The organism is Sphingosinicella rhizophila (assembly GCF_032378825.1).
Classification (GTDB): domain Bacteria; phylum Pseudomonadota; class Alphaproteobacteria; order Sphingomonadales; family Sphingomonadaceae; genus Allosphingosinicella; species Allosphingosinicella rhizophila.
In genome coordinates this window covers 148707-173777 of record NZ_JAVUPU010000009.1, presented here as the reverse complement: position 1 = coordinate 173777, position 25071 = coordinate 148707, and the positions used below count along the sequence as shown (strand labels likewise).

22 protein-coding genes and 1 pseudogene are annotated in these 25071 nt (G+C 57.3%); 12 read left to right on the top strand and 11 right to left on the bottom strand.

All coding sequences use genetic code 11. From position 1 onward, the window contains the following. Window positions 1-206 precede the first annotated feature (206 nt). Together RQX22_RS16415 and leuB are read left to right on the top strand one after the other, a co-directional pair. Window positions 207-731: a VOC family protein gene (locus RQX22_RS16415; RefSeq protein ID WP_315727831.1), complete on the top strand. Its 525-nt coding sequence runs from the start codon at window positions 207-209 to the stop codon at window positions 729-731. Window positions 732-936: 205 nt separating this feature from the next. Next, window positions 937-2016, top strand: a complete 1080-nt coding sequence (leuB, locus tag RQX22_RS16410) for a 3-isopropylmalate dehydrogenase (RefSeq protein WP_315727858.1) — start codon at window positions 937-939, stop codon at window positions 2014-2016. 180 nt (window positions 2017-2196) lie between these two features. On the opposite strand, the gene RQX22_RS16405 is transcribed toward leuB, so the two are convergent. Continuing rightward, a complete protein-coding gene (locus RQX22_RS16405) occupies window positions 2197-2991 on the bottom strand; it encodes an SDR family oxidoreductase (protein ID WP_315727808.1) in 795 nt (264 codons plus the stop codon). A 30-nt stretch (window positions 2992-3021) separates the two neighbouring features. On the opposite strand from RQX22_RS16405, the gene RQX22_RS16400 reads away from it, so the two are divergent. Next, window positions 3022-3819, top strand: coding sequence for a 2-keto-4-pentenoate hydratase (locus RQX22_RS16400; RefSeq protein WP_315727806.1), 798 nt, complete (start codon window positions 3022-3024; stop codon window positions 3817-3819). Here RQX22_RS16400 and RQX22_RS16395 read toward each other — a convergent pair whose 3' ends face one another. The 6 genes from RQX22_RS16395 to RQX22_RS16370 form a co-directional block, all read right to left on the bottom strand. Further along, on the bottom strand, window positions 3820-4494 hold the full coding sequence (locus tag RQX22_RS16395) for a cysteine hydrolase family protein (protein WP_315727804.1): 675 nt from the start codon (window positions 4492-4494) through the stop codon (window positions 3820-3822). It lies immediately after the preceding gene. A gap of 111 nt (window positions 4495-4605) precedes the next feature. Next, window positions 4606-5832 (bottom strand): amidohydrolase family protein, encoded by a 1227-nt coding sequence (locus RQX22_RS16390; protein WP_315727802.1) that lies wholly within the window; start codon window positions 5830-5832, stop codon window positions 4606-4608. Window positions 5833-6050: 218 nt separating this feature from the next. Beyond that, the gene (locus tag RQX22_RS16385; protein WP_315727857.1) at window positions 6051-6803 is read right to left on the bottom strand and encodes an SDR family NAD(P)-dependent oxidoreductase; all 753 of its coding nucleotides are present in this window, start codon (window positions 6801-6803) and stop codon (window positions 6051-6053) included. 147 nt (window positions 6804-6950) lie between these two features. Continuing rightward, window positions 6951-7376 carry a nuclear transport factor 2 family protein gene (locus tag RQX22_RS16380; RefSeq protein ID WP_315727800.1) on the bottom strand — a complete coding sequence of 142 codons (426 nt, stop codon included), beginning with the start codon at window positions 7374-7376 and terminating at the stop codon, window positions 6951-6953. Window positions 7377-7436: 60 nt separating this feature from the next. After that, window positions 7437-9794: a TonB-dependent receptor gene (locus RQX22_RS16375; protein WP_315727798.1), complete on the bottom strand. Its 2358-nt coding sequence runs from the start codon at window positions 9792-9794 to the stop codon at window positions 7437-7439. A 103-nt stretch (window positions 9795-9897) separates the two neighbouring features. After that, window positions 9898-10983, bottom strand: a complete 1086-nt coding sequence (locus RQX22_RS16370; protein ID WP_315727796.1) for an SDR family oxidoreductase — start codon at window positions 10981-10983, stop codon at window positions 9898-9900. Window positions 10984-11027: 44 nt separating this feature from the next. Between RQX22_RS16370 and RQX22_RS16365 the strand changes: the two genes are divergently transcribed. Then, the gene (locus RQX22_RS16365; protein ID WP_315727794.1) at window positions 11028-11723 is read left to right on the top strand and encodes a nuclear transport factor 2 family protein; all 696 of its coding nucleotides are present in this window, start codon (window positions 11028-11030) and stop codon (window positions 11721-11723) included. A 116-nt stretch (window positions 11724-11839) separates the two neighbouring features. Further along, window positions 11840-13036, top strand: a complete 1197-nt coding sequence (locus RQX22_RS16360) for a cytochrome P450 (protein ID WP_315727792.1) — start codon at window positions 11840-11842, stop codon at window positions 13034-13036. 141 nt (window positions 13037-13177) lie between these two features. Here RQX22_RS16360 and RQX22_RS16355 read toward each other — a convergent pair whose 3' ends face one another. From RQX22_RS16355 to RQX22_RS16345, 3 genes are all read right to left on the bottom strand, one after another. Further along, on the bottom strand, window positions 13178-13912 hold the full coding sequence (locus RQX22_RS16355; RefSeq protein WP_315727790.1) for an SDR family NAD(P)-dependent oxidoreductase: 735 nt from the start codon (window positions 13910-13912) through the stop codon (window positions 13178-13180). A 147-nt stretch (window positions 13913-14059) separates the two neighbouring features. Then, window positions 14060-15295, bottom strand: coding sequence for an alpha/beta hydrolase (locus RQX22_RS16350; RefSeq protein WP_315727788.1), 1236 nt, complete (start codon window positions 15293-15295; stop codon window positions 14060-14062). Then, on the bottom strand, window positions 15292-16494 hold the full coding sequence (locus RQX22_RS16345; RefSeq protein WP_315727786.1) for a cytochrome P450: 1203 nt from the start codon (window positions 16492-16494) through the stop codon (window positions 15292-15294). Before RQX22_RS16345 ends, RQX22_RS16350 begins: the two co-directional genes overlap by 4 nt. A 262-nt stretch (window positions 16495-16756) precedes the next feature. Between RQX22_RS16345 and RQX22_RS16340 the strand changes: the two genes are divergently transcribed. After that, complete coding sequence (locus RQX22_RS16340; protein WP_315727783.1) at window positions 16757-17512, top strand: SDR family NAD(P)-dependent oxidoreductase; 756 nt, start codon at window positions 16757-16759, stop codon at window positions 17510-17512. Window positions 17513-17650: 138 nt separating this feature from the next. Beyond that, window positions 17651-17968, top strand: a complete 318-nt coding sequence (locus RQX22_RS16335) for a 2Fe-2S iron-sulfur cluster-binding protein (RefSeq protein WP_315727781.1) — start codon at window positions 17651-17653, stop codon at window positions 17966-17968. Window positions 17969-18102: 134 nt separating this feature from the next. Here RQX22_RS16335 and RQX22_RS16330 read toward each other — a convergent pair whose 3' ends face one another. After that, entirely contained in the window at window positions 18103-19305 is a 1203-nt protein-coding gene (locus RQX22_RS16330; protein ID WP_315727779.1) for a cytochrome P450, read from the bottom strand. Window positions 19306-19625: 320 nt separating this feature from the next. Between RQX22_RS16330 and RQX22_RS16325 the strand changes: the two genes are divergently transcribed. The 5 genes and pseudogenes from RQX22_RS16325 to RQX22_RS16305 all read left to right on the top strand — a co-directional run bounded on the left by RQX22_RS16325 (window position 19626) and on the right by RQX22_RS16305 (window position 25070). Next, entirely contained in the window at window positions 19626-20321 is a 696-nt protein-coding gene (locus tag RQX22_RS16325) for a GntR family transcriptional regulator (protein WP_315727777.1), read from the top strand. A 183-nt stretch (window positions 20322-20504) separates the two neighbouring features. Further along, a complete protein-coding gene (gene leuC / locus RQX22_RS16320; protein ID WP_315727775.1) occupies window positions 20505-22025 on the top strand; it encodes a 3-isopropylmalate dehydratase large subunit in 1521 nt (506 codons plus the stop codon). A gap of 5 nt (window positions 22026-22030) precedes the next feature. Beyond that, a complete protein-coding gene (gene leuD / locus RQX22_RS16315) occupies window positions 22031-22636 on the top strand; it encodes a 3-isopropylmalate dehydratase small subunit (protein WP_315727773.1) in 606 nt (201 codons plus the stop codon). Between the two features lie 214 nt (window positions 22637-22850). Beyond that, window positions 22851-23594, top strand: a pseudogene (locus tag RQX22_RS16310) (IS5 family transposase). Between the two features lie 441 nt (window positions 23595-24035). Beyond that, window positions 24036-25070, top strand: a complete 1035-nt coding sequence (locus tag RQX22_RS16305) for a S66 peptidase family protein (RefSeq protein ID WP_315727771.1) — start codon at window positions 24036-24038, stop codon at window positions 25068-25070. The last annotated feature ends 1 nt before the right edge of the window (window position 25071 follow it).

The window sequence follows — 25071 nt, the reverse complement described above, 5'->3', positions numbered from 1 at the left end:
AGACTGATTGGTAACGCAGCACCCCGATGGGGCGGGAGCGTTGTCAGGAAAAGACCGCTCGTAGGGGGATTAGAGAGACCGCAATATCCCCTTCCCTCGTCTCCCGCGCCTCTCGCGCCTCGCTTGACAAACGATTTGTTAGATGTATGCAATATCGGAAGTCGGTGGTGCCCAATGTATGCACCGGAAATTGGAAGAGGGGTCTCATGTTAAGACGGTTCAATCATGTCGCCTTCCGTTGCAATGATGCGCGTGAGACAGTTGATTTCTATACAAAGGCGCTCGGCCTTACATTTGCTCATGCCGTCAGCAATGACGTCGTTCCGTCAGTTCAGCAATACTGCCCCCACATTCATATATTCTTCGAACTGGGTGATGGCAGCTACATTGCTTTTTTCGAAGTTCCAACGGTGCCTGAAGCCATTCCTGACACCAATACTCCAAGCTGGGTGCAACATGTATCCTTTGATGTGGCAGACGATTCGGCTCTTCACGAGGGAAAACGGCTGTTGGAAAATTATGGCGTCGAAGTGCTTGGACCGGTCGATCATGAATTTGCGCATTCGATCTATTTCTTCGATCCCAATGGACATCGTCTGGAACTGACCCACTGGCTTGAGAACGAATCTTCTGATCGTGCTCGCTATCGCGCCGAAGCAGGGCCGCTTCTCGAACAGTGGGAGGAACGCAAGGCAAAGGGCCTGATTTCATCGCAGTCCGCTGCGGGATGATGAGGCGCTGCCCCATGGCGTTCCGGTACAAAATGGTACGCAGCCTACCTCGCGCTCATCTTCTGCCCGTTCCCTCTCCTTCCCGACCTCGCTATGCCTCCCTATCCTCATAATGCGCGGACAATAACCTCCTTGCGAAGGATGAGGACGGTTTCTCCAAAGGCCGCAACCCCAGCGATGCGATCCGATTCAAGTGGTGAAATACATGTCTAGAATGTTGCTATTGCCGGGTGACGGGATCGGCCCTGAAGTGTTAGCGCAAGCCGAGCGGGTGATTGAAGCGCTTAACCGCGACTTCGGGCTAGATGTGGAGGTCCAATCCGCCCTTCTCGGCGGTGCCTCCATAGACACTTATGGCACGCCGCTGACAGCGGAAACCCTGGCACAGGCTAAGGCATCGGACGTGATCCTGATGGGGTCGGTCGGAGGCCCGAAATGGTCCGATACGCCCTTTGATAGACGACCCGAGCAGGGGCTCCTCGATCTGCGCAAAGGCCTTAGTCTGTTTGCGAACCTGCGGCCTGCAAAATGCTTTGCGGCTCTGACGGATTCGTCGACGTTGAAGCCCGAAGTGGTTGCTGGCCTAGATCTGGTTTTTGTTCGCGAGCTGATTGGCGGGGTCTATTTTGGCGAGCCAAGAGGCATTGAAGCTCTGGCCGATGGTGGCCGGCGGGGATTCAACACCCAGTCCTATACCGACGAAGAGGTAAGACGGGTCGCGCGCACCGCCTTTGAACTGGCGAGAACGCGTTCGTCCAGGCTCTGTTCGGTGGACAAGTCCAATGTCATGGAGGCCGGCCTGCTGTGGCGTGAAGAAGTGACGATGCTCGGCGCTTCCGACTATCCCGATGTGGATCTCTCCCACATGTATGCCGACAATTGCGCCATGCAATTGGTTCGCGAGCCTCGACAATTCGACGTAATTCTCACCGACAATCTTTTCGGAGACTTGCTTTCGGATGCCGCGGCGATGCTAACCGGCTCGCTTGGAATGCTGCCCAGCGCGGCTTTGGGCGAATCCGGAAAATCGAGTCTTTATGAGCCCATACATGGCTCGGCGCCCGATATAGCGGGCAAGGATCTTGCCAATCCCTGCGCTACGATCTTGAGCCTTGCCATGGCGCTGCGCCACGGGCTGGAACGGCCAGACTTGGCGGAACGCGTCGAGAGTGCCGTTGCCCGCGCTTTGGACGAAGGATATAGAACGGCAGAATTGACGGGCGGCAGCCATCGGGTCGGGACGGCCGCCATGGGTCAGGCCATTATCGCCCGGCTGCATGCCTAAGGAATGCCAGACACTGAGCGAAACCGTCGAGGTCGGGTGTTAGCAAGCCGGGCCATGGTGGTGCCGATGGAACGCTCCAGTCGGACTCCATCCGTCCCAACGGCGTGCGGTCACGCCGCATATCCCGGGCACAAGATGTTTGGTCTCGGGACACGTGCCGGCGCCCTTCTTCATCTCCAATCAGAAGGTGCCAGGATAGGCGCCTCCGTCGAGAAGCAGGTTCTGGCCGGTGATGAAACCTGCATGCTGGCTCGTGAAAAAAGCGCAGGCCGCTCCGAACTCCTCGGGAACACCGATGCGTCCACTCGGGTTGGCGCTCTCCATCTCGGCCCAGATGTCTTGCGAGCTCATCCCGCGGGCGCCTGCGAGAGCGGCTACATAACGGTGAAGCCGGTCGGTCGCGAAGTTTCCCGGCAATAGATTGTTGATGGTGACCCCGTCGCGAGCGACTTCGCGGGCAAGGCCGGCAACAAAGCCGGTGAGGCCCGACCGCGCCCCGTTCGAAAGACCGAGCATGGGCAGTGGAGCTTTTACCGCACCTGAGGTGATATTGAGGATGCGGCCCCAGCGCCGGCGGCGCATCGGCCCGAGAATTTGGCGGATCAACATGATCGGCGCCACCATGTTCGCCGCGAGTGCCGCCTCCCACGCCGTCTCATCCCAATCCTCGAAGCGTCCAGGCGGTGGGCCTGCGGCGTTGGTGACAAGGATGTCGGGATCCGGACACGCAGCGAGCAATATACTCCGTCCCTCGCTCGTAGTGACATCGGCAGCGACGCCTTTGAACGGCCGACCGAACCGATCCTCGAGCGCCTTGACTGCCGCGTCGACGGTCTTCGCCGTCCGACCATTCACCACCACCTGCGCACCCGCCGCGGCGAGCGCGGAGGCGCACGCATTGCCAAGACCCATTGTTGATCCGCAGACAAGGGCGGTTTTACCCGCAATTCCAAGATCCAATCCGTTGCTGCTCATCCATTCCTCCAATTAAGAAAGCTGTCACCGATGCAGATTGAGAACCCTGCCGACATCGCTTCCCGGCTCGCCGCCGAGCATCGGCAGCGCATACCCTTCTCCCCGCTACCATGGGCCACGGCCGGAAATATGGACTTAGCCTATGCGGCGCAGGACGTGCTCGTAGGCATATTCGCAGAAGCCGAAGGTGCAACCATCGCTGGGTGGAAGGTAGGCCTGACGGCGAAGAAGATGCAGTCATTCTGCGGGGTGGATTCCCCTATTGCCGGGGCCATCCTCTCGTCTCGAGTGCATTGTGGCCCTATCGAATTGCAGCTTGCGGATTTCGGTCGATTGGGATTGGAGGTAGAACTGGCTGTCCGCCTCGGGCGGCCCCTGCCATCGGATGCCGACCTGACGCGGCAAAGCGTCGAGGCCTCCCTGGACAGGATATGTGCCGCCTTTGAGATCGTCGATGACCGTGATGCCGACTATGCCACCCTCGATGCGTGTTCTATCATAGCGGATAATAGCTGGAACGCCGGCATTGTGCTTGGCGAGAGTCGACCGCTCGAGGGAATGCCCGATCTCCAGAATCTGGGCGCCAGCCTCAGCATGAACGGCGAAGCCGTCGGTCATGCGATAACCTCGGACGCGGGCGGGGATCCACTGGAAGTGGTTGTCTGGCTTGAAAGACTGTTGCGCAGTCGCGGGCGAAGATTGGAAGTCGGTGACTGGGTGATGACGGGCAGCATCATTGCCACGCAGTTCGCAAGGCGCGCGCAGGAATATTGTTTCACGATCGAAGAACTCGCACCTGTGGTCGTCAGGACCAGCGGGCAGAACTGATCATTTTTTTTGAGTTCGCAATTCTTCCAGCACGACTTCGGAGGTCGTGACGCGCGCATAATGGGGGAGCAAAGTCGTCAATGTCGCCTCGGTGTAGGTACCGAAGAGGCGGTCCGTGCAATCGGAGAGCACGCATGCACCATAGTCCTTCTCGCTGGCGGTGCGTGCTGTCATCTCGATCCCGAAATTGACGGCAAGCCCAACCAGGATGAGGATGTTACGGTCGAGATTGCGCAACAGTGGCTCGAATTCACTGCAGGTGAAAGGATCCACCTTGGCGTTCTCAATCGCGAATTCGTCGCGGTTCGGGTCGGGTTTCAGCCTATCGAGAACCTCGGCCCCCCACGTTCCTCGCACAGCAATATTGCCCTCGCGAGCGCCCAGGCTGCGTGCCGAACCCAGCGCATAACCGTTGCGGCGGATACGCACTTCGGGGTGGCCCGGGCGGAACGATTCATTGTGATAGATGATGGGAATGCCGCTTGCACGGCAGGTGTCGATAAGCGCCTCGATCCTGTCGATTACGTCCGGGGTCGGAAGCGTCTGCCGGGTAAGGTCATAATAAGCGCCGTCCGGATGCCAGAAATCATTTTGGAGATGGGTAAGCACCAGGACGCTGTCATCGATCGGAATTGGCGCGAACTTACTGTCTTTGGGATTGAATTCGTTTGTCACCTGCTGCTCCCTTGCGAAGATCCGTCTATGTCTGCGACCGAAAGGTGCGGACGGGCCACAATCACCGTCTCCATGCGAGACCATGAATGTTTCAGCCCCTATGATCTCGCCTTAGTGCGGCATGATCCATTCCGCATTGCCGACAAAATATTTGTACAGAGCCTCTTCGCCGAACTTTTCCAGCTTTGCACTCGTGACGTTGAATATGTCCTTACCACCTTCGATGTGCGGGTAGTCCGTGGCAAAGCACAATACATCGGCCAGATAGGGGTGACGCTCGAGATAAACGTCTATTTCTTCGAATGGGAAGCCCGAGATACGTACGTTGCTGCTAAGATAGGTCGAGGGTAGCTCCGGCAGCCTGTGAACATTCTTGTTAAACTGCCCCAGATTCTTGTGCCACAGGTCGAGCGTCTCAGCCATCGGTCCGACCCAATAGGCGCCGACCTCGATGACGCCGAAGCGCAGGCGGGGATGGCGGACAAACACGCCCCCGATAATCATCGTAGCGAGGAAGTTCTGGCAAGGCAGATGAACAGTGGAAAGCGACCAAGGATCGAATTTGAATTCCGACATGGCCAGATGGCCTTTGAACGGCGGCGCGTCTCCCCAAGCCGGGCTGGCGAACAAACGCTCTCCCTCGCTGCCGGCACTACCAAGATGCAGGGTGACGGTGCAGTCCGCTTCGGCCATCAATGCCCAGAAGGGATCGAGATCGGGGTGAGCGGGAGACTTGCCGCCAGGAGGGATGGGCGCCGCCAGCCAGATCGCTTTTATGCCTCTCTTGATTAAGGTCTGAGCGGCCGCGATCATCTCGTCGACGGTATCGCCGTATAAAGGCACCACCGGAAGCAGCCGATCGGTGGATCTACCGAGATCGATTGCCCAGTCATTATAAAGCTCGATGAACCTTTTTCCCACGGCAGCTCGGTCGCCAGTAATTGTCCGAAGGAAATCAACTTCGTCCTTGCTGACGATCAACTGCAAGCCATTCAATCCGGCATGGCCCGGAAACATGAGCTGCTTTGCTATGCCCATGCTGTCCATGACCTCGAGCCGGCGCGCCGAGTCGACCGCGCCGGGAGAGCGGCAACCCTTTACGTTGACGATGTTGGCGTCGATCGTCACCAGATCGCCCTCATAATCGGGAACATTGGGATGGTTGGCGTGGCTTTCTTCCCCCTCCCCTTTTCCCGTCCAAGCCTCTACCAAAGGCCGGATTTCCGGCCCGAACGCGTCGACCCAGCGTTGCGCCGGCATCATTTCATGGCTGTCAACATCAAGAATCCGGCCAGCATATTTTTGCAGATGTGGCGGCAAACCGAGAGCTGCGGTCATCACTATCTCCTATGTCTTGCAGCAGCTCTTCGTCTGCTTGAAATCTTGCATACAATGTATGCAGTGACGGAAGGAGTCAATCACGGAAGGTAGCCGAGCGGGGAATTAAAAGGCCTCACCTACTCCATATTATCGTTCGTATCGCCGCATGCGGAAACCAGCCGTCGCAACAACGGGCATTCGTTCCTTTTCCTACGACAAACAACTGAGACAGATGGCTATAAGGTTTGTCCGCCGTCTACGGGAATGACCGTCCCGGTGATGAACGAGGCTTGATCGCTCGCAAGAAACAGAACCGCATTGGCTATCTCCTGTGCGCTACCGAGCCGCTTGAGCGCCGTGCCGTCGATCATGAATTGACGATCGATTGCGCCTGTATCGAGATAGTGGAGAAGCTGCGGTGTTTCGATCGGGCCAGGGCAGATGGTGTTGATCCGGATATTGTGCGCACCGAGCTCTCTCGCGATCGTGGGAGTGAGCGCTGCCACGCCCCCTTTCGCCGCGCCATAAGCTGCCATGGTCGGCGCAGCGAACAGCGCTGCCGACGACGATGTGTTGATGATAGACCCGCCCTCTTTCAACATCAGAGGAACAGCGTATTTGATGCCGAACAGTACCGACTCGAGATTGATGGCAACCATGTCCCTGATATGTTCGTCGCTATTCTTGTGAAGGAAGAGCATGTCCTTGGAAGTGCCGCCATAGCCGGCATTATTGAATAGGATATCGAGCCGCCCGAAACGTTCATCCACGCGGGCGAAGATCTTCTGGATGCCTTCCAGAGAGGAAACGTCGGCATGGATCGCCTCAGCCTGGTCACCGTGACGCGCTGCCGCGGCTGCCTCCTTGCCGGAACGGTCAACTACGAAGACGAAAGCACCTTCAACAACGAACCGTTCCAACGTAGCCTCGCCCATTCCGGAAGCGCCGCCCGTAATGACGGCTATCTTTCCTTGAAGAGTTCCCGACATGTTTTCCTCCTTAGGTGTAGGATCGGCCAGACATCTCAATTGATTACATCAAGTGCGGCCGCCCAACTCTCCAACTCTTATTTTATGCGTGCAGAGGCGAACGCTCATGCAATCCACATTGAAACAGTGTGGACGGTTCGCTATCCGTCAGAAAGAGACCCTCATCCCGCGATAGGCGAACTTCCAACCGTCGCGCGTTCGGCGATACTCGTCCTCGAAATTGCCGATCAGGATGATCGACGCAGCTTCATTGCTCATCCCCAAAATAATTGCCGTCGAGACGCCCTCAGCACGATCACCTTCGCCAGTGACCACTGCGTTGGCCGCCACATATTGGTATCCGGTGGAGCCCTGCACCTCGAACATCTCAAGTGCAAAGGCGCGCCAGGCCTCCCTCCCTTCGATCTTGATGCGTTCAGTGTATTTCCCTTGCTGGGCGCCTTCCTTCCTCTCCCAAACGCCGTCCTCAGTAAACAAATTCGCTAGACCGTCTGCGTCTTGCCGGGACCCACACTGCGCATACATATTCAGCAGGCGGAGGATCGCCAGTTCGTCATCGCTTCCTAAAGGCACTCGAGTTTCCTCTCCACAAAGAACTGTCGACCATTGCTATTGTTGGCAGCAACAAACCGACTACCAATTGAAGCGAAAGTCTACTCCGAATTCGAGTGGCGGAGCGAAAGCAACCTGGGCATAAAGCCCCGGTTGGTCCTGAACAAAGGCCACATATCGCTTATCGAACAGATTATTCGCCCAAGCGCCGATCGACCAGCGAGCGCTCGCCGGAGTCCAATCGAGCCGGGCGTTTACCAAGTTCATCGGTTGGATCGATGAGCGAGGGCTATTAACCACGGAAAGCAAATATTTCTGTCCTACATAGTTATATTGTGCATGGGCAGACATAGTCCCGTTAGCCACAGCAAACTCGTAGGTTGCCCCGAGGGAAGCCGACCATTTCGGAGAATTCTGCAGCCGAAATCCAGATAAGTCCCGCTGGCCGAGAACGACATCTCCGAAAAGGAATTCATCATAGGTTGCATCTAAATAGGCAGCAGATCCGTTAATCGTCAGCCCTTCCACAGGAATGGCCACTACTTCCGCTTCAAATCCTTTAATAGTGGCGGAGGCCGCGTTCATGATCGTCGAACCCTGCACGATACCGTCCGGCGTCTGCAACAGATAGGGCTGAGCGACCTGCATATCCCTATACTTAGTATAAAAAGCAGAGAGATTCGTTCTTACGCGCCTGTTCAACCAATCGGCCTTGATACCTGCTTCGAACGTGTCGACAGTTTCGGGATCGTACGGACCGAGATCCTGAGGAATACCGATGCGGCCCATGAAACCGCCAGATTTAAAGCCGCGGGCATAATAACCGTAGAACAGAAGATCTCTATTGGCCTGATAGTCGATCCCAATTTTCCAGCCGAGATTATCCCAAGATTCCGAGCCATTGGCGCCGAAACCGCCAACGAAGATATCTCCGGCTGGACCGGGCCGATTAACCAGTAGAAATGCTGGTCCGGACGGGTTTAGGAAGTTGTCGACCTGAGCCACCATTTTGGTGCGCTCATGCGTATATCGTATGCCAGCTTGTAGCCGAAGACTATCGGTAATGTTCCAGTATCCTTGAGCGAAAGCTGAGATCGACCAGTTGTCCTGATCCTGGGTACCGAACTGTCGCAGGCCCGGTGCAGCGAAGTCTAGCGTAAGATTCATATAGTGGTCGTAGTGGGTCTTCATGTAAAACCCGCCTACTAGAAGGTTTAGCCGGTCACTTACACTAAAGGCAGTACGTAACTCCTGGCTAAGCTGCCAACCTTGCGTCTGGCGAAGCGTATTAATGAACGAGAGCGGAAGAGAGTCGTGGTCAGTATGCTCATATACTTTGAAGTCACGGTACCCGGTAACAGAGGCAATGTCGCCTACTGCCGTATTTCTGATATTCATTGTCAACGTAGCGCGGTAGTTATCCATATTACTCTTATCAGCAACGGTGCCTCCATAAAGATATTCTTCCGCTGCTTGGCAGCGTTCGTTGACCGAAGGGCACGCGCTGGGATACATAGGCAGAAGAACGCCTGGAAAGATGGTGCCCGTCGGCACGTAGCCAACTTCGCCCGGCACCGCGCCATTCACAACCACCGGAGTGCCGTTGCGCGAGCGAGCATATTCGCCGATCAACGTCGCATCGAAATCCGCTGAAGGCTCGAGTTTCAAATAGCCGCGGAGCGCAGTAACGTTTCTGCCTCCAACGCGCTCGCCATTTACGATACTCCGATAGAAGCCATCTCGACTTGTATGCAGTGCTGCCACCTTGCCGGCTAAAACATCGCTGACGGGGAAGTCAACTGCGGCCTTGAGGTCCAAACGGTTATAATTGCCATAAACAGCTTGGACCTTGCCGCCGAATTCTCCAGTGGGCTGCGCCGTTACGACGTTAATCACCCCACCGGTGCTATTAGCACCAAAAAGAGTGCCTTGCGGCCCACGCAAGACTTCGACACGATCTACGTCGAAAAGATCCAAAAGTGCACCATAGCTGAAATAACTGGGAACCCCGTCGACAACAACAGTGACGGTATTGCCGGCAAATGGATCCGCCTCAACGACACCGATACCTCGTATCGAGAAAACTGCGGTTTGTGAGGTGTTTGCATTACTATTTATTTGAGTGTTGGGAATACTTCCCTGTAGTGCCTGCAAGCTTGTTGCCTGGATATTTTCTAGGGATTCACCAGTTAAGGCGGTTATCGATATGGGAACGTTCTGCAGATTTTCCGAGCGCTTCTGCGCGGTGACGACGATTTCCTCCAGGCCGGTATCATCTGCTTGTGCAGTGCCGCTCACCTCTGAAGGAGCATCGGTCGTGGACGCCGTACCCCCTCTGGGCGCGCTCTGCGCCAGTGCCGGACTGCCAAAGCCTACAACTAAAATTGCCGAGATTCCACCCAGCAGATTACGCCTGAGCTGCGAGCGCGCGTTCACCATTCCCCATCTCCTATTGATTTTTTATTTGCGCCCAATGTGCATACAATCTAGTGGGTGTCAATAGACCGGGTCTGGATTGGGCATCCTCCCGCCATGTTCGAACTCAGGCCGGCAAATGCCGCAGGGCCTGCATTTCCTCGATATATTTAATAAACATATCTTCGCTGTCACGGCACTCGTGAAAGCCGGCCTGTCTGAGCTTGATCGTACTGACAATCGGCGGAGGTTCTTGATTTCCCATGCGAAACGCGAAGTCTATCGCCTGCCAGTTGCCCTTCACATCCTCGTAGCTGAGGGGTGCCAGATCATATTTTTTCACTATCTCATCCCAGACCGGGGCCTTGTCTTCCATCATGGCATGGAGGGATAATGATTGAGGTCGGTCCAACTTCATATTGAAGTGTTCAGCCAGTCTCTGGAAAAGATTGTTCCAGTCTACGACGTCTCCATTGGATACATTGAAGATTTCGTTTGCGGATTTACTTGGGTTGATCGCTCCCCATGCCATGGCTTGGGCAAGGAGACGCGCATCGACCAATTCTACAATCCCTGCATACAAATTTCCGGTGAAGCGCAGCGGCAAGCCGAGCTCCCTTGAAATCACGCAATAAACGCCGATCGAAGCGATCACGTTCATCGGCGCTCCGGGGCACAGGCCGCACACGATCTGAGGCCGGTATATGGTCCAGGACCAGGACCGGCCCTTCTGGCGCTCGAAGATGAAATCCTGTTGCGCATGATAGAAACTGGGCGGCAAGTGCATCGCATCCCGCTCGCGGGCGGGCACCTTGATCGGCCCCAAATGCACTCCATAGGCCTTGGTTCCTTGAAGAAAGGCGATATTCTGAAGGTCGGCGCCGGCAGCCTCGAGGGCGTCGATCGCGTTTGCCATCATGCTCAGATTGGTATCGACATGATCCTTCTCCACCCATGCCGCAGCCATGTCGGGCTTGTCGAGAAGGGCCGCATATATGACGTGCGTGACGTCCGCCAAAGGAGAATAAGCGGATTTCGTGGCTTCTGCATCCAGCAGGTCCACACAGATATAATCGGCCGTGGTGGCGGCAGTGGGCGCGCGCCTCGATGATCCGACCACATCCCAATCATCGAGAGCAGTGAAATGCTCCGTCAAGTTCCACCCGATCGCGCCCCGCGCGCCGACAATCAAAACCTTGTTACGTTTTGCCATTATCCGCTCCCTCTCCGGGGCGTCTTTTCCGCCTCCGGAGTATAATGCATACACGCTTACCGCTTGGGATCAAGCTGCGGTCTGAGAACGGAACGAGAATTGACACACTGGAAAGCGGCGGTGTATGCATTCGTGATAAGGGGCTTGAGGAGTGGATCGGAATGGCACATCCGCCAGAATTGCAGCATCTCATCGACTGGCATCAAATCTACGCAGTGCTTACAAAATATTCTCGGGGTCTTGACCGCCTTGACCTCGATTTGATGAAGGAAGTCTATTGGCCGGATGGCACAGACGACCACGGAGTGTTTAGGGGGAATGCACATGAATATTGCGCATTCATGATAGACTTCGCGCGTCAGAGTTGGGAAATTACCCAACATAACATAGGCAACGTATCCATAGATATTGATGACAATAATGCTTTCAGCGAATGTTATTTGACGGCTTACCACCGGATCACCGGAGATCCGGAAAAGATAAAGGACCTGTTTGGAAACGCACATTACGATCGATACAAGGATGCCGGCGCAGAGAAATTCGACTATATTCACGGCGGCCGTTACCTCGATACGCTCGAGAAACGGGATGGCGTGTGGCGAATCTTCAGCCGGGTTGTGACGATGGAATGGAATATCGTGCAGCCGACTTCCGATGTCTGGAAAGAGGGCGTCCTCTCCACGCTTGAAGCGATCGGCACGCGTGATCGCACCGACCTCGTGTACCGCAAGGGTCAATAGATCGGGAGGTCCGCGGTTATGGGGCCTGCATCGATGATGGGCAGGTCGGCTCGCTGGCTGACAGGAAGACGCCCCACTGGGGGATTCTAAACCACCAAACCGTCAGGAGACCCGCAATGCTGATTGACGTACTTGAGCTTCCCTATTTCGATCTTTCGGATCCGCAATTCTCGATGGATTCGGCCGAAGTGACGGCAGCGCGGGACAATGGCTGGTGCGCGCGGACGAACCTTGGCTTTGCCGTGCTGCGTTATGACGAAGTTAGAGCCCTCATTAAGGACCCTCGCCTTGAACAGGGCGGTGGCGCCTGGTTGCGCCAAAATGGGATTACGCAAGGACTGCTTGCCGACTGGTGGGCGGAAAATATGCTGTTTGTCGAAGGCGAGGACCATCGTCGCCTTCGCCGACTCGTCGGTCCGGCACTTTCGCCGCGTACGATCGAACCTCTCGCCCCTGGCTTCCGGGCGCTTGCCGAAGAACTCGTGGCATCGTTTGCCGGACAGGGTCAATGCGAATTTCTCACTGAATTCGCCGAACCCTTCTCGGCGCGCGCAATGACCCAGGTGCTGGGCATGCCTGACGGGAATTGGCACGATATCAGCCGATGGTCGACCGACCTGATGCTCGCCTTTGGCGTTACGGTCGCTCAAGACCTTGAGCGCATCGAGGCGGGACTTGCCGGGCTGTACACAGCCGTCAATGAACTGATCGAATCTCGCCGGCGGCAACCGGGCAAGGACGTGGTCTCCGAACTCTTAACGGCACATGAGGTGGACGAACGACTGAACGATGCCGAACTCAAGAACCTCGTTTCCAATTTGATCTTCGGTGGCACGGATACCACCAAGGACCAGCTCGGCCTGGCGATGCAATTGTTCGTCGAACATCCTGACCAATGGGCCCTGCTGGCTCAGCAGCCTGATCTGGCCGCCAATGCCGTCGAAGAGGTGCTACGCTTCAATCCCACCGTCACCTGGGTGCCCCGGGTGGTTGTGGAGGATTTCGAGTTCAAGGGCGTCCGCTTCACACCGGGGACGACCATTCACCTGCTCGATTATACCGCTAACACGGATCCGGAGGCATTTGAGGATGCCAAGTTCGACATCACGCGCAAGCGCCTGCCCCATTTCACCTTCGGCGGCGGCCCGCATCATTGCGTGGGACATTTCGTCGCACGGATCGAGTTGCGCGAGGCGCTTCCGGTCCTTGCCAGGCACATGCCGGATCTGCGCTTTGCGTCGGCCCCGCAGTTCCGCCCGAAAAGCGGGGTGACCGGCGCCGTGGACCTCTCGCTGTCCTTCAAGCCTGCCTGACTGGCGGCCCTTCGCTCCGCAGGCCGGCAAGGCAGCGAGCACGAAGCGTCCCATCCTGGAGCTCTCTCGAGGACCGGTCAATCCTTTCGACTTGGCAGACAGACATCCACGCAGACCCCCTTTGCCTGCGTGGTACGACCCTCATATCGCCGATAAACCGCCATCCACCGGCAGGAAAATACCCGTCACATAGCTTGCCTGGTCGCTTATCAGCCACGCCGCAGCATTGGCGATATCGGCAGGGAGACCATTTTTCCCCATCGGAATGCCGAACGGGTCGATCTCGTCGCCATAGTTTCGCTTCACCATCGGTGTGTCGATCAAGCCCGGGCAGATTGCGTTTACGCGGATACCTTCGGCGGCATTCTCGACTGCTGCTGTCTTCGTGAGCCCCAGCACCCCGAACTTTGAGGCCACATAAGGCGAAATCAAAGCCACCGCCTTAAGACCTGCCAATGAGCAGATATTGACGATGGCACCGGGCCGCTGTGCCTCTCTCATCGCCGCAATTGCCGCCCGCATCGCAAGAAAGGTTCCGCGAAGATTGACGCCAAGAACATCGTCATAATCTTTGGCCGGCGTTTCATCGAGACGGATATAGGGCCCGGAAATGCCTGCGCTGTTCACGAGGAAATCGATCTGGCCGAAATGAGAAACGCAGGTCTCCACCATCGTCGCCGCGCTGGCCTCCAGCGAGACATCCGCTTCGACCAGTGCCACGCGGTCGGTGCCATAGCGCTCACCCAGTCGGCGCAGCGCATCGCCATCGCGATCCACCGCGACGACATTGGCTCCGTCTGCAAGGAGGCGTTCCATGACACCCTCGCCAATGCCGCTCGCCGCTCCCGTGACAACTCCAGAACCTATGCCAGCCATTTTCCGTCTCCCTTTGGGTTGATCCAACATATTGCTCCTGCACGAGCGCCGCGCTTTGAGGCGCGCGGCACCTGTGCTCCACCCGATTCATCTGAAGGCATTGCGGGATCGGCATATCACCGCTCCGACACACGCGATCGCGATGCATTAGGCGGCAAGATCGTGCTCGTGAAGCCAGGCGATGATGATCCTCACTGCCTCGGCCAGCTCTCCGGGCTGCTTGTCATAATAATGGTTCGCGCCCTGGATCACTGCCAGGCTCTTGTTACGGCTCGCAACCGCGTCGTAGAACATCTTCGTATGGGGCTGCGGAACAGCGTCATCCGCGCTGTTCTCGATGGCCAGCATCGGAACACTGATCTGCTTCGCGTTGGTAAGCGCCTTCGCCTGGGTGTCGTCGATTGACCATTGCGAAAGCCACGACCGCAACGTTGAAAAACGGGCAATCCCTGCGGGACTACTGTTCGAAGCTTGTGGTTCGCCCAGAAAACACCATCCGATCTTGCGATCATTGGGATCAATGGCCGCATCGAGGAACCGTGGCTCGGCCAGGGTACGATGGGTGAGCAGCCCACGCTCCTTTTCGGACGTTCGGCCGGAGCGAAGCTCGTAAAGCATTTCCTTCACCAAGGCCGTTCGTCGGCGAATCCGCGCCAGCTGCATCGCGCGGAAATGGTCGAGATAGTCCTGTGAATAAGGTGGTTGGTTCGGATTTCGAGGATCGTAAAGATCAAGCTCAGGATCACGAAGAGCGGGATTGTTTTCGTCGAGGACCGACGGATCTATGAAATCGGCCAGAACCTCCGCGCGCGAGAGATGCCCGGCGTGGAAGATGAAACCGTCTCCAGGGATCAGGCCGGACAGATCGACCGAATCGCCAGCCGCAGTCTGGGTGACTGTCTGGCGTTCGGCCTGAGCCTGATAGAAAGCGGACAGCGACCCGCCGCCGGACCAGCCGGCGATGATGATTTTGCTGTAGCCCCAATGATCCTTCGCATGGCTGACATAGGCGCGATAGTCGCGCAGGACATTTTCAAGGATGAGAGGTGTATCGTTGCGGGCATAACGGCTGCTCGCGCACAGTACGTGCATGCCAGCGGCGGCCAAGGCGCGCGGAACAGGCAGAAGCTGAAGCGTCGAGGCGGGATGCATGTAGATGATCAGCGTATCGGATGGGCACTGTGCCGGGAGGAACCTTATTCCCTCCAAATTCACCCTGCCGTGCATGCCGGCAAAGCCATAAACGTCCCGCAATTCGGAGCGCTCACTATAGCTTATGTGAACCCACTCGGAGACGATGTCGAACAGCTCCCCGGCGCCGGAGCCGCGGTCATACAAATGCGATCCGGCTTGCCCCTCAGCATTGGATGAGGAAATCGTCATGCGGGCACGATAGCGAGCGGCAATGCTTCCAATGTCCGAAGCGTATTGAGCGGGCGGTGTGTGGGCTCGCCCGCCAGTTCGAGCCTCTCTACCTTGTCCAGCAAGGCGTTGAGCACGCTCTCCGCTTCCATGCGTGCGATCATCTGCCCGACACAAAGGTGGATGCCATGTCCAAAGGAAAGATGACCGGCCGGCGAGCGGCTGATGTCGAACTGGTCGGGGTTCGGCCATTTGCGCGGATCGCGGTTGGCAGCGCCTATGAACAATTGAAGTTTGGTGTCTGGCTCGAGCCGATGGCCGCCAAACTCCACCGGCTTCGTCGTGGTTCGAAAATAGGATTGGATGGGAGATTCCAGCCGGAGCGCCTCCTCGAAAACAAGTTTCAATCGGCCGCGATCGCTGCGCAGATGGGTCCACAAATCAGGATCTCGCGCAAGGAACATGAGCGAACTGCCAATACCGCTTATGGTGGTGTCCATGCCGCCGCGAAGGAACGTGCGAGCGAGGCCTCCGGCGACACCCGGTTTCAGCTCGCCGGCATCCTCGGCGTCAAACAACATCTCAGCAAAACTGCCTGGAATCACGCCTTCGCGTGTCTGCGATGCCGTGTACCAATCCGAAATCGCCTCGAGCTTCTCCTGGGATCGCAGGAACAGCTCGTTCTTGGGTCCGAGCGCGTTGAAATTATAATCGCCGATGGTGACCAGATTTTCGATATGAACATGAAGGCCGAGGGCCGGCGGAAAAACGTTCAACACAAAATGTTCCGCAATATCCTTGGCACCATCCACCGCGCGCGATTGGCATATGCGATCCACCAGTTGCGACGCAGCAGCCTCAAACGTGGACTTCCAGCCGCGGATGACGGCCGGTGAAATGATCTTGGTAACGACGCGCCGTACGTCTGTATGGTCCGGTGGATCCGCTTCGACGATGGGACCGGGCTCGCGCCAGGCGCCGGGCTTGCGGATGTTGCTTAATCCAGCGCCCGCAGCCGACGTAAAACTCTCCCAGTCGGTGAGCACCTTGCGGACGTCATCGTAGCGGCCGACCGCGTAGCTGCCATATTTCTCAACGAAGGAAATCGGCCCGATTTCCCGGACGGCCTCCTGGAATGCATAGGGCCGAAGGATCACATCGATCGCGAAAGGATCCTCATCGAGAACCGGCACGTCGCTTGCGATCACCGCAGCTTCCATCTTCAGACTCCTCATCGCGGCGCGTTGTCAATCAACAAAACGGACACATTGCGAGCGATGTCCTTGCCCTGTCCGTAACCGAAGGCCCTTGTGGACCTGTTATGCGCCGACCAGTGTTCGCTATCACACAGGCGCTCATGTGTGCAATCTAGTTATTTACGCCGATATGCCAATGGACAAAGTCCATCTTTCGGGCATAAACCGATTGGGATTTATGCTTGGCTGACGGCGATGCATACATTTGAGTGTGAGGAGTAAGCTAATGCAGCGAATAGCGCTGGTAATCGGGGGCGCCAGCGGAATCGGGGCGGCTTCAGCGATCGCACTGGCGCAGGTGGATATGTGCGTGGCTATCGCCGATATTGATTCCAGCGCAGCGGCAACAACCGTTGAGCGGATGCCGGGCGCTGGGCATCAGGCAATGTCCGTAGACGCATCGGATGAAACGCAGATGGTTTCGCTCTTCTCTCAGGTCGAAGCCGAGATGGGACAACCCTCGGTGCTCATATTCGCCGCGGGCACCGCCGGCTATGTGAACGGCATTCGCCCGAACCTTAGAACCACCTCTGTCAACAATTGGGATTCGGTTCTCGCGCTGAACCTTCGTGGTGCCTTCCTTGCTGTTCGTGAAATGCTTCGCCGGATCGCAGCTCGTCCCATCGAGCATGGCCGGATCGTGCTAATCGGCTCAATGGCGGCCCAGATGCTCGCCCGTAACAGTCCCCCGGCCTATATCGCTTCCAAGGGCGGCCTAATGGCGATGGCGAGAGTGGCTGCTAGCGAAGCGGCCGCATTGGGGGCGACGGTCAACCTCGTGTCGCCGGGCGCGATCGACACGCCCATGCTGCGTGCCGTAATGCAGAAGGAACAGGATGCGGATTATTTTGACGGCACGATCGCCGGCCGCGCTGGATCCCCTGATGAGGTCGCGGCCGCAATTGCGTTCCTCGCATCCATACCCGCTTCCTACATAAATGGCGCCTGTATCGATGTGAATGGCGGCATGCTGATGCGGTGATCCACCATGTACCGATACAGCCGATTCAAAATGCCCTTTCGTCTCCCAGCCACGGTGGGCTGTGGGCATTCTGTATCGTCAATAGAGCCCTAGGCCAAAGGAACACATGCTCATGTCTGAACAGAGGAACTCCAGGAGATGGTGAAGATTCATATCACGAGCCGAGATGGCACTGAGACGGAAGTCGAGGGGGTAGAAGGTCTCTCGCTGATGGAGGTGATCCGGGACAACGGATTGGAGGATCTCCTCGCGCTTTGCGGCGGCTGCTGCTCGTGCGCAACCTGTCACGTCTACATCACCGCGGGCACTGAGGACCTGCTTTCCCCGATGAGCGCCGAGGAAAATGATCTGCTGGACGGTTCAGACCACCGGCGCGCATATTCGCGCCTCTCGTGTCAGATACCAGTTTCAGATGATCTCGCCGGATTGCGTTTCCGAATTGCACCAGAGGATTAGGCTCGACCTGTTCGCCGAGCAGGTATGCCGAGATGGCTTTTACCCTCGACCAATTAATCTCATTCCAAAGCGGCACACGCTTGCCGTGCATCGCACCAGACGAGCAGCCAGCATCACCCCCCGTTCGGCAGTTATCAAGCAGGCGTGATGCGTAATGGCAAGGTCTCCAGCGTCCTCAGGCTATTGAGCAGCCTTTGCGTCGGGGTGCCCCGCTCCTCGAGGCATTCAACTCGATCCAGAAGCGCGTTTAGGATGCATTCTGCCTCCAGACGAGCGATCATTTGTCCGATGCAAACATGAATCCCCTGGCCAAAAGCCAGGTGACCGCCGGTCGCGCGATAGATGTCATAGCTATCGGGATCGGTCCACTTTCGAGGGTCGCGATTGGCAGCGCCAATGAACACGTGGATTTTCCGTCCGGCACGAAGCTGGAACCCACCCAGTTGGACGGGCTTCATGATCGTCCGATAGAATGATTGAGCTGGAGATTCTAGCCGGATGGCCTCTTCAAATGCCATTTTGAGCCGAGATCTGTCGGTGCGTAGCTGAAGCCATAATTGAGGATGCTGAGACAGGAACATCAACGTCGTGCCGATCCCGCTGATCGTCGTGTCCATTCCTCCGCGAAGAAAGGAGTGCACCAGCTTGGACGCAATTCCGCACTCCAGCTGACCCGCTTCCTCGGCAAGAAAGATCCTCTCGCCGAACCCGCCGGGGATCATGGCATCGCGCTGCTGGGCGGCCGTATACCAATCGGCAATCGCATCAATGGCGGCTTTGGACTTTTTGAACAGCTCGTTTTGCGGACCTATCGAGTTGAAATTGTGGTTGCCCACTGCAATGAGATTGTCTCGGTGGATCTCGATCCCCAGTGAATCCGGAAAAACTTTGAGAACATATGCCTCGGCGACATCCTTGGCGCCGTCAATGTCCCGCATGTCACAGAGCCGGTCGGCTAATGCCGCGGCTTCTGCTTCGAACATTTGCTTCCACCCCCGTATGACAGCAGGAGAGATGATCTTGTTTAAAACGGCACGAACTTGATCGTGGCTCGGCGGATCCGCCTCGACGATCGGACCAGCCTCACGCCAGGCGCCCGGTTCCCGGATATCCGCAAGTCCCACGCCGGCCCCGGAGCCGAACGACTGCCAATCCCTCAATACTGTTCTAACTTCCTCATAACGCCCCACCGCGTAGCAATTATATTTGCTGAGGAATGCAGCCGGTCCCGCATCGCGCAACATTTTCTGAAACTCGTGAGGGTCGCGCAGTACGTCGAGATCAAATGGGTCCAAATGCAATGACGGGACCTCGTCCGCGTGTTGATCAGGCATCATAGTCTCAATGCTCCTAGCTCTGGTGGCTCGCTCAAGGTCAGCGTGAAATTCTCCTCCGAGGCTTGGCCAGAAAGGTTGATGCTGTTATATCGATTGCAGTATGTATGCAATTAGCTACCACATGCTGCCGACAATAGTCAAAAGCAAGGGTGCACCGCTGAACCTCTGATGAGCATTGCCTCTACCCAGAGAAGAGATCGCGCAACCCGCCACCCCAGCGTCCGCCAGGGGCTGCTACATGAAAGTTGCTGAAGCGGAGATTATCAGCTTAGCATGGTGCCCGATCAGGGCCCCGACGCCAGAATGCGCAAAGGTGATGCATGTATACCCCCAGACAGCAGGCAGTTGTAGACAACCTGCGCCATATGATTCTCGGCGGCATTCTCTCCGGTGGCGAGCGATTACTGGAGATACCGTTGAGCGAAAGAATGGAGGTCTCGCGCACGCCCGTACGAGAGGCTTTGATTACGCTCGCTGAGGAAGGCCTGGTCGAATATCGGCCCAATCGCGGATATATAGTGCGCGCCTTCACCGGCAAGGAAATCGAGGACGCCTATACCGTGCGCGGTGCTCTCGAGAGCTTGGCATGCCGCCTGCTGGCCGAAAAAGGCATCGACGCCGAAACTCAAAAAGCCTTTGAAGCTTGCCTGGACGACGGTGACAGGTTGCTTTCAGTGGAGCGGTTGACGGAGTCAGCAAAGGAGCCCTGGCGGGAAATAAACGATAGGTTCCACAAACTGATTATAGGTAGCCTAGAAAATTCAGCGCTGAGCAGCGCGCTGGCAAGGGTAACCAACATTCCGTTCGCCTCCAGCCGCGTGGTTCATTGGTTTGACGAAGGGGATGTCCAAGGCCTCTTTCAACTGCGCCTGACACATTCTCAACACCACAGTGTATACGAAGCAATTAAGGCAGGTCAGGGCTATCGCGCAGAAGTCGCGATGGGCGGGCATATCGAATTCGCCGCGAGCCACATCAAATCGACCTATTTCGCAGCGGGCGAAGTCCCGGGATAAATCAAGGCACCGTTGGTGGGTTGCGATGACCTGCTGTCCAGTCCGATCACGAGAGCTGGAGTGATGCAGGGCGCTCGCCAGTTTAGGCGTGGGCGCCCCACAGCAATCGCAGCTTGCGGACGCAGGGCGATGTCTTATGTATGCATTCTTGGCAATTCCTACTGAATCGCCAGATGACGCAGAATGGGCCTTGTCAATGTCGTTGGAATCGCCTCGCAACACGATCCTCTCGAGACGCGGCTTGGTGACGCGATCCATTGGGATAGGTCCACACAGAGCGTGCGCGCGGTGAGAGGCAAAACCCTTTACGACAAAATTTGGGATGCGCATGTGGTTGCCAGCGAGGATGGTGGGCTATCGCTTCTCTATGTCGATTTCCACCTCATCCATGAAGTGACGACGCCCCAAGCCTTCGAAGGACTGCGCGTTTCCGGTCGTTCGGTGCGCAGACCCGATCGCACCTTGGCGGTCGCCGACCATAATGTCCCGACTATTGGTCAGACCAAGGGCGTCGAAGCCATCGCGAACCCCGAATCGCGCACGCAGCTGCAAACGCTGCAGTCCAATGTCGCGGCGGCCGGCATCGAATTTTTTGGCTTAAACGATCCTCGCAACGGCGTCGTCCACGTTGTCGGGCCAGAACAGGGCCGCACCCAACCGGCGATGGTGATCGTCTGCGGAGACAGCCACACCTCCACTCACGGCGCGTTCGGGGCGCTGGCATTTGGTGTCGGCACTTCCGAGGTAGAGCATGTGCTCGCAACCCAAACGACGTGGCAGGCAAAATCCCGCAATATGCGAATAGTGTTCGACGGGGCGCCTGGAGCATGGATCGAGGCCAAGGATCTAGCCCTAGCCATGATCGGACAGATCGGTACCGGCGGTGCAACCGGCTGCGTTATCGAATACGCCGGCTCAGCCATCCGTGCGCTGACGATGGAAGGCCGAATGACCTTATGCAATATGTCGATTGAGGCCGGCGCACGCGCCGGCATCGTCGCACCCGATGAAGTCACATTCTCCTACCTGCGCGGACGGCCGGGAGCGCCCGCTGATGCCTTGTGGGAGCAGGCAGAAGCGCATTGGCGACATTTTTTCACCGATGAAGACGCCATATTCGACGAGCAGATCATCGTCGATGTATCTGCCATCGCGCCGGTCGTCACTTGGGGAACCAGCCCGGAGGATGTCGCGCCTGTGGATGGAAATGTCCCCTTCCCCACCGAGTTTCTAGACCCGGTCAAAGCTGCTGCGGTACAGCGATCGCTGGACTATATGGGCCTCAAGCCCGGTATGCCGATGACCGACATCACAGTAGACCGCGTCTTCATTGGCTCGTGTACCAACGGCAGGATCGAGGATCTGCGCCAAGCCGCCGAGATAGCGCGAGGGCGGCGGGTCGCGCCTGGAGTACGGGCGATGGTGGTTCCCGGGTCGGGAGGTGTCAGATCCCAAGCGGAAGCCGAAGGACTGGACCGCATATTGATCGCTGCCGGCTTTGAATGGCGGGAGCCTGGCTGCTCGATGTGCCTGGCCATGAACGATGACCGGCTGGAGCCGTTAGAACGCTGTGCTTCGACTTCTAACCGCAATTTCGAGGGGCGACAGGGCCGGGATGGACGGACTCACCTCATGAATCCTGCCATGGCCGCCGCAGCCGCCGTTACTGGCCGCATTACCGATATTCGCGTGCTCGCTCGATGAGGCGTGTGGAAGTCATAACCGGCATTGCGGTTCCGCTTCTGCAGGCCAATGTGGATACCGACCAAATCCTTCCGAAGCAGTTTCTGCGCACGATTTCGCGCGAAGGATTGGGTGACGCCCTTTTCTTCGATTGGCGCTTCGACGAGGCCGGCGCGGAGTACCCCGATTTCATCCTGAACCAGTCTGCTTATCGTCGCTCATCCGTCCTCATCGCCGGTGAGAATTTCGCCTGCGGGTCGAGCCGCGAGCATGCGGTTTGGGCATTATTGGACTTTGGGTTTTCGTGTGTGATTGCGCCCTCCTTTGCAGAGATATTTGCCAGTAACGCGGTGAATAACGGCCTGCTTCTCATCACCCTCTCCCAAGCATCGGTCGAAGCCTTGGCGCAGGAGGCCATAGGAGAAGGCGCGAACTTTCGAATTGACCTGCCTCTGCAGAGGATAATCGCGCCGTCTGGTCGCGAGATCTTCTTCGATTTCGATCAAGGGGTGAAGCGCAAGCTGATCGCTGGTCTCGACGCGATTGGAGAAACGTTTCTCCATGAGCACGCGATAGCAGTCTTCGAAGCACGGCAAAGCAACGCGATGCCGTGGCTCTCGGGCCGCGCTTAACCAGCGATGCGTTGGAGCCTCCTGCCGTATCATGATCCCTGAAGAATCACTTTCCTTGGCCAGATCGGCCGCGCTTCCTGTTTAATGATGTGCTGCGTTGCGTTTCGGAATTGATGCCCGCTACCGGCGCTAACACTAGGCCGTATCGACATTCAGGATTCCCTTGGGAGCTGATGTCTGATTCATAGGTCTCCGTTTTTGGACGGAGGCAAGGATGGGGATCAAGCGTTACGAGGTGAGCCATGGGCAGTGGGAGCGGATCGCTCCGATGCTGCCTGGCAAGGCGACCGATCCTGGTCGGACGGCGGAGGACAACCGGCTCTTTGTCAACGCGGTGTTGTGGGTGCTGCGCTCCGGGGCTCGTTGGTCGGATCTTCCGGAGCGCTACGGCAAGTACAAGAGCATCCACAAGCGCTTCACCCGATGGGCGCGAGCCGGAGTGTGGGAGCGAGTGTTCGGTGCTCTGACCAAGGACCGTGACAACGAGTATCTGATGATCGACAGCGCCATCGTCCGCGCTCATGCCCAGGCCGCTACCGGCCAAAAAGGGGGGTCAAAGACCAGGCTTTGGGGCGTTCCCGAGGCAGACTGACCAGCAATCGACAGCTTCGGCCGACCCATTCGCTTCATCCTCACCGGCGGCCAAGCCAATGATTCCAATCATGCGCTGGCGTTGATCGCGGGTCTTACCGCTGCCCATGTCGTTGCCGACAAGGCTTATGACACCCATGCCATCCTCGACCATGTCGAGGCGATCGGCGCCTTACCAATCATCCCCAAGCGCGCCCGGATGAAACGGGTAAGAGCCTTCGATCCCGAAAAATACAAGCGGCGCAACTTGATCGAACGAAGCATCGGCAAGCTCAAGCAACTCCGGCGGATCGCTACCCGATACGATCGCCTACCACAAAACTACCTCGCCAGCCTGTATCTCGCATCAATCGCATTCTGGTGCTGAATGTCGATTCAGCCTAGCGCTGGCCCAGGCGTGCAATGGGCAGTGCTGCCAGGCGAGTGAAGACAATCATCTCCCTGGTGGCGAACTGCCTTCCCCTGTTCTTTGCTACAAAATTCCCTGTTTCATTGATAGGGAATTGAAACATCGTCCTGGCGGAAAACAGGGGATATGAAGCTAGGAACCGACTTCAAAAAGCGAAAAATTTAAAACATTCCCTGTAAATTTGGCATTATCAGGGATTTTCAGGAGAGACTCGTGATCTATCCACTGCCCCCACCTCCAGCCAGTTATCCTTCTATCTTAGATACTTGGATGGGTAAGGAATGGCGCAATTCGGCGCCATTTGCCATGACATAGCCAATCTCTCGCCAGCTGAGGCCGTTCCGCGATTTGAAAACCAAATCACTGGTCCCACGGCCCAAGGCTGCTAAGCGGTAGATTATGTTCAGCCGGCGTTCCGCTATCGCAGGCATCTGCACCCTCGCCGGCCTCGCCCTGCCCTCCGCCGTCGTGGCGAGGGCGGCACCCCCAAAGTCCTGGCGCCTTCGACCCGGCGATACCGTCGGATTGATCGCATCCGCCATGTTCAGTGACGATCTGTTCGAAGTGGAGCAGATAAAGAGCACCATTGCCGCCATGGGTCTCGTCCCGCGGGTCGGCCGCCATGTAACGGCACGCTACGGCTATCTCGCGGGCACCGATCGCCAGCGGGCGCAGGACGTAAACGACATGTATGCTGACAAGGATGTCCGTGCCGTCTTCGCCGTGCATGGTGGCTGGGGATCCGCCCGCCTTCTCCCGTTCCTCGACTGGAATATGATCCGCGCCAATCCCAAGCTGCTGATCGGGTTCAGCGATATTACAGCCCTCCACCTCGCCTTCGCCGCGCGGGCAGGGTTTCCGACCATCCACGGACCGAATGCGGCGAACCGCTGGGAAGAGGCCAGCTGGAACAGCTTCTGGAAACTCGCTTTCGCGGCGGAGACCCCCCTGTTCCGCAATCCGGAGACGCAAGGGCTGGATCCCCTGCTGCAAGAGCGTTGGCGCACGTCCACGATACGACCCGGCAAGGCAGTAGGCACGCTGATCGGCGGCAACCTCTCCGTCCTCGCTTCTCTCGTCGGCACGCCGTGGCTCCCCGACTTCGAAAAGAAGATCCTGTTTCTGGAAGACAGTGGTGAAGCGGAATACCGAATCGACCGGATGATGACGCAGCTCGGGCAAGCGGGCATCCTCGGCAAGGTCGCCGGGATAGTCTTCGGCCAATGCACACGCTGCGCGATAGGGATTCCGGACTATAGCGGGTTCACCGTTCCGCAGCTGCTCCATCAGCATCTGGCGCCGCTCGGCGTGCCCGTCTTTCATGGCGCCAATATCGGTCATGTGAGCAACCAACTGAGCTTGCCGGTTGGCGTTCGTGCGGAGATCGATGCCGAAGCCGGAACCATTCGGATCCTCGAACCGGCCGTAGCCTGAT

Excerpts from the sequence above, each read along its gene's own strand:
- RQX22_RS16335 (WP_315727781.1), top strand. The coding sequence starts at position 17,651 with ATGGTGAAGATTCATATCACGAGCCGAGATGGCACTGAGACGGAAGTC.
- RQX22_RS16305 (WP_315727771.1), top strand. The coding sequence starts at position 24,036 with ATGTTCAGCCGGCGTTCCGCTATCGCAGGCATCTGCACCCTCGCCGGC.
- RQX22_RS16325 (WP_315727777.1), top strand. The coding sequence starts at position 19,626 with ATGTATACCCCCAGACAGCAGGCAGTTGTAGACAACCTGCGCCATATG.
- RQX22_RS16370 (WP_315727796.1), bottom strand. The coding sequence starts at position 10,983 with ATGGCAAAACGTAACAAGGTTTTGATTGTCGGCGCGCGGGGCGCGATC.
- RQX22_RS16340 (WP_315727783.1), top strand. The coding sequence starts at position 16,757 with ATGCAGCGAATAGCGCTGGTAATCGGGGGCGCCAGCGGAATCGGGGCG.
- RQX22_RS16350 (WP_315727788.1), bottom strand. The coding sequence starts at position 15,295 with ATGACGATTTCCTCATCCAATGCTGAGGGGCAAGCCGGATCGCATTTG.
- leuB (WP_315727858.1), top strand. The coding sequence starts at position 937 with ATGTCTAGAATGTTGCTATTGCCGGGTGACGGGATCGGCCCTGAAGTG.
- RQX22_RS16345 (WP_315727786.1), bottom strand. The coding sequence starts at position 16,494 with ATGGAAGCTGCGGTGATCGCAAGCGACGTGCCGGTTCTCGATGAGGAT.
- RQX22_RS16375 (WP_315727798.1), bottom strand. The coding sequence starts at position 9,794 with ATGGTGAACGCGCGCTCGCAGCTCAGGCGTAATCTGCTGGGTGGAATC.
- RQX22_RS16360 (WP_315727792.1), top strand. The coding sequence starts at position 11,840 with ATGCTGATTGACGTACTTGAGCTTCCCTATTTCGATCTTTCGGATCCG.
- RQX22_RS16390 (WP_315727802.1), bottom strand. The coding sequence starts at position 5,832 with ATGACCGCAGCTCTCGGTTTGCCGCCACATCTGCAAAAATATGCTGGC.
- RQX22_RS16355 (WP_315727790.1), bottom strand. The coding sequence starts at position 13,912 with ATGGCTGGCATAGGTTCTGGAGTTGTCACGGGAGCGGCGAGCGGCATT.
- RQX22_RS16365 (WP_315727794.1), top strand. The coding sequence starts at position 11,028 with ATGCATACACGCTTACCGCTTGGGATCAAGCTGCGGTCTGAGAACGGA.
- RQX22_RS16405 (WP_315727808.1), bottom strand. The coding sequence starts at position 2,991 with ATGAGCAGCAACGGATTGGATCTTGGAATTGCGGGTAAAACCGCCCTT.
- RQX22_RS16415 (WP_315727831.1), top strand. The coding sequence starts at position 207 with ATGTTAAGACGGTTCAATCATGTCGCCTTCCGTTGCAATGATGCGCGT.
- leuC (WP_315727775.1), top strand. The coding sequence starts at position 20,505 with ATGGGCCTTGTCAATGTCGTTGGAATCGCCTCGCAACACGATCCTCTC.
- RQX22_RS16330 (WP_315727779.1), bottom strand. The coding sequence starts at position 19,305 with ATGATGCCTGATCAACACGCGGACGAGGTCCCGTCATTGCATTTGGAC.
- RQX22_RS16385 (WP_315727857.1), bottom strand. The coding sequence starts at position 6,803 with ATGTCGGGAACTCTTCAAGGAAAGATAGCCGTCATTACGGGCGGCGCT.
- RQX22_RS16400 (WP_315727806.1), top strand. The coding sequence starts at position 3,022 with ATGCAGATTGAGAACCCTGCCGACATCGCTTCCCGGCTCGCCGCCGAG.